At 67.2% G+C, this 4,271-nt stretch carries 3 protein-coding genes; all 3 read right to left on the reverse strand.

The window, feature by feature from the left end; all coding sequences use genetic code 11:
- Nucleotides 1–578, reverse strand: a 578-nt coding sequence (locus FJY73_14025) for a fibronectin type III domain-containing protein (GenBank protein ID MBM3321777.1), incomplete at its 3' end; no start/stop codon positions are given.
- Nucleotides 562–1,785, reverse strand: coding sequence for a PEGA domain-containing protein (locus FJY73_14030; protein ID MBM3321778.1), 1,224 nt, complete (start codon nucleotides 1,783–1,785; stop codon nucleotides 562–564). The genes FJY73_14030 and FJY73_14025, both read right to left, overlap by 17 nt.
- Before the next feature lie 16 nt (nucleotides 1,786–1,801).
- The gene (locus FJY73_14035; GenBank protein ID MBM3321779.1) at nucleotides 1,802–4,057 is read right to left on the reverse strand and encodes a serine/threonine protein kinase; all 2,256 of its coding nucleotides are present in this window, start codon (nucleotides 4,055–4,057) and stop codon (nucleotides 1,802–1,804) included.
- Nucleotides 4,058–4,271: the final 214 nt, after the last annotated feature.

Raw genomic sequence — 4,271 nt, forward strand, 5'->3', positions numbered from 1 at the left:
CGCGTCAGCGTCACCTGATGCTGCGTCTCGTCCGAATCCCGGCCCGGCTCCGAAGACGGACTCCCCATTGTGAACGTCGCAGGAGGAAATGCGTTGAGGAGAACGAATTCCTCGGGCACCCAACCGGGACACGGTTCCCCCGACGAGGAAATCGTCGCCCACGCGCCCGAAGAAGCCGCCGACTCCTCGCCGTCCCGGTCGGTCGCGCGGATGAGGTAGTCGTACTGATGTCCGCGTTTGACACGAACATCGACGAAGGAGGTCGTGCCTCCGCCGAGCGAGACCAGCTGGCGGAACGCCCCACCGGCGGTCGTGTCCCGGCGATACAACTGGTATCCCGCGACGTGCCCGCCGGGGACTCCGTTCCACGAGAGCGTGATTCGGCAATCCCCGGCCGAGGCGGTGAGGGCCAAATCGTGCACGCCCCCCGGACCCTCCGGATCGAGCGGGTTGTCCCTTCCCTTCTTCTCGCAGGAGAGAAGGCCGACCGCGAAGACCGCGAGGAGCGCGGCGGCGAGGAAGAACCCGCTCCTTCGAACGAACCCCGCGGTTCTCTTGGCTTCACTCCGCGCGCGCATGACGCTCGCCTCCGAACGGGAACCGCATCCCCACGCGGAGCGTCCCGTCCGCATCCCGCTCGAACACACTGCTCAGCCCCTGTTCCCTCTTGAGATCGCTCAGGATCTCGTCCACGCTCGGGACCCCGCGAAGGATCTGGTAGAGTGTGAACGCGGCGAAGACACCCCCCGCGGCGTACCCCGCTTGGCTCAGCTTCTGCTTGCTCTCGTAGTCGGAGTACTCGGCGTCGATGTCGTCCGGACTCACCGCCTTCAAGTACGCGTCGTAGCTCTCGTCCGCCTGCGACTGCATCACAACCCCGGCCGCGATCCCGCCCGCGGCGCCGAGAACTCCGAGCGTGGTCCAGACCTTCTTCCCTCTCGACTTCGACGAGCGGATCGACTCGGCCCTCTCGCGAAGCTCCCGCTCGATGCGCGCCGCCGCGTGCTCCGGCGTCTCCCGCATCTCGATCGTGAGATCCGCGCGGCCGCGGTCGGCGACGAACACGGTCTCCGCGTCCGCCTCATATCCGTCGAGGAGAGCGCGCACCACGTACTTCCCCTCCGGGACGGTCCGCGAGACCGGAGAGGAGAAGGTCTCCGTCCCGATCCGCACGGAGGCCTCCGGCGGAACCGTCTTCACGTTCAGGAGCCCTTCCGCCCGCTCGAGACGGATGCTCCCGACCCGCGCGGGAGTCTCCCCTCGGGTCACCGTGACCGACTTCTCGGCGGCGCGATACCCCGCGAGCTCGAGCCGTAGAGTCCCCGACCCCTCGAGCGCTCTCGCCCGAAACGGCGTTACACCGATCTTCTTCCCCCGAAAGACGACCGCCGCGCCCGGAGGTTCGGTCGTCACATCGAGGATCCCGGTCTTCCGATCGCGCGCCTCCTCGAACGCCAGGATCCAGTCCGGACGGAAGATCTCCTCGTCCGGGACGAAGTTCGGATCCGCCTCCACGCACGACTCGAAGTAGGACCCCGCCTCCCGCGTGATTCCCCGCGCGCTGTAGATCGACGCAAGGTACATGAACGCAAGCGCTCGGTCGCTCGGTTCGAGATCGCTCCCTTCGGCCGCGGCCTCCTTGAAGAGATCGATCGCGCGGCCGAAGTCCGCGCTCTCGTACGCCCCGATCGCCGCACCCAGCGTCTCCCGCGCCGACCTCTCCGCGAACACCGGACCCGCCGCCGCGAGCCCCACCGCGAGACCAAGCACCCACGCACGAATCACGTTCCGCCTCCTCTTTCTATCGCAGCTCCGCCGTCACCCTCGCCGTTCCGCCGGCAGGGATCGTCACGCTCGTCGAGTACGTCGTGTACCCGTCCCTTTTTACTTCAACCGTATAGGTTCCGGGCTTGAGGTCCCCGATCTCGAGCGGGGTCGAGCCCCTCGAGACCCCGTTCACGAAGACGTTCCCCCAAGGCCCCTTCGCGCCGACGACAAGCCTCCCCGGCTCCGGGAAGGCGTGAGAGACCGACGCGTCCCTTCCGCTCTCGATCGTCACGCTCGTCTCCCACGAGTCGTAGCCCGGAACTTCGAGCCGCACGCGGTAGCGCCCCGCCGGAAGCGTGACGACCGCGGGGGTCCTTCCGACCGATCGCCAGGAACCGGGCGCGTTCTCGCTCGCGACGCGCACTTCCGCGGCGCGCGAGGCGGACGCGCGAAGCCGGCCGGGCGGAAGCTCGAGAGCGATCGACACTTCCCTCGTCGTCCCCTCGACGACCTCGACCGTGCCGCGATACGTCTCGTATCCGTCCGCCGAAAGCTCGATGCTGTGCGAGCCGACCGCCACATCGTCCAGCGTCTTCCCGTCCGCTGGGACTGTCCCCCGCGCCGTTCCGTCCCACGCGAGGCGCGCCCCGGCGGGGGTCGTCCGAACCCGCACCGACCCGGTCCGATCCGAAAAGACGGGGAGCGGAAGCTTCACTTCCTGGCCGATCCTCTCGACATCGAAGCGAACCGATTGCTCTTTGTAGCGGGAGCTTCGGAACGCGATCACGTGGCTTCCGACCGGAACGGGAAGGCGCTCGATCCTCGAAACCGAAAGGATTTGCCCGTCGAGAATCGCCTGCACCCCCTCGGGAAGAGCGCCCATCGTGAGCGAGCCCTTCCCGGGAACCATGGTGAGCCGGTGAACGGCGTCCCGCTCCGGCTCGATCTGGACGTCGAGCGAAACCGATTCGTGGTTCTCGAGCTGGATGTAGAGCTTCTGTCTCCCGACCGGGAAAGGCATCCGCGAAACGGGGGTCGTCTCGGGAAGCGCGCGACCGGCTTGATCGTTCAAAGTCCCGCCCGTGTAGAAGACCTGCGCCCCTGAAGGGGTCGTGACAAGGGAGAGCGTTCCGGAGAGGATTCCCGGCGGGAGCTGGAAGGGCGATCCGGGTGGGTCGGGGCGCTTCTTCCCGCCGCCCGAGTTCCCTCCGCCGCCGGTCGCGCCGCGCTCGATGACGACGACCAGCGGGACGAGAATCGCGAGGACGCTTGCCCCCGCGAGGATCCATCGCCTCGGAAGAGCCAGCCGCGGCCCTGCCGGTTTCCGGGAGGGGGCGCGCGAGGGTTCGTACCCCTTCACTTTCTTCGCCCCCGCGGAAAGCGCCGCAAGAACGCCCGCGACGTTGGGGCGATGCGCGGGGTCGCGCGCGAGCATGCGCGTCAGGATCGCCCGAGTGGCCCGCGGGGCGTGCCGATGGACGTGCGCCGCCGCGTTCTCCTCCTCGTGCATCCGCATCACGACGATCGGGTTCTCGTGGTCGTAGAGCTTGTGCCCCGTGAGCATCTCGTACCAGACGACCCCGAGCGAGTAGACGTCGGCCGCCGGGGTCACCTGCGACACACCCCCGCACTGCTCGACCGCCATGTACGCGGCGGTCCCGTACCCTCCCGCGGTGACGCTGCCGCCGCCGAGGAGCTTCGCCACGCCGAAGTCGATCACCACGACCGAGTCGTGGCGCCCGTCGGCGAGGAGGATGTTGGCGGGCTTGAGGTCGCGATGCACGATCCCGAGGCGGTGAGCGACCATGAGCGCGCGGCAGACCTGCGCGATCACCAGCTCCGACTCTTCGACCGTCAAGCGCCCCTTCTGCCGAAGAAGATCGCCGAGATGCGTGTTCCCCGGAATGTACTCCATCTCGATGAAGGGAATGTCGACGATTCCGGCCGAGACCGTTCCCGAACGATAGACCTCGGGGACGGGAAGCTTCGGATCGGCGGACTTGAGGGACTTCAGGATGTCCACCTCGCGACGGAACTTCCGCACGATGTCCGCATCCCCGAGAAGCTCCTGCCGGAGAACCTTGAGGACGCACGCCTTCCCGGTCTCGCTGTTCGTCGCGAAATAGACCTTCGCCATCCCCCCCTTATCCGAAAGGAGCGAGAGGTCGCGGTAGGGACCGAGGCTCGTGCCGGTCGCCCCGGCGCCGCGGCGAAGGAGAAAGAGAAGAAGCAAGACCCCGACGACGAGAAGCGTCGCGAGGACCGTGATGAGGGTGGATTGGAGGGTCATACGTTCGTCGATCCCGCGCTTTTCATTGGCTTTTGTTTCGAATGTCCGGCCTCAGGAAAGGACGATCCCCCCTCCGCACCCAAAAACGCCGCGGGCCTCGGCCGTCTCTCGGGCTTCGCCCTTCTCGCCGGCCTCGGCCTCGGAAAAAACCCCGCAAATCGTAAAATGGTAAAAGCGCAAAGCGTCATGGAACGTTCCTCGCGAGACGAAAACC

The sequence above is a fragment of the Candidatus Eisenbacteria bacterium genome (assembly GCA_016867715.1).
GTDB lineage: Bacteria > Orphanbacterota > Orphanbacteria > Orphanbacterales > Orphanbacteraceae > VGIW01.

Coding starts and splice junctions, on each gene's coding strand:
- FJY73_14035 (MBM3321779.1), bottom strand. CDS start 4,057: ATGACCCTCCAATCCACCCTCATCACGGTCCTCGCGACGCTTCTCGTC.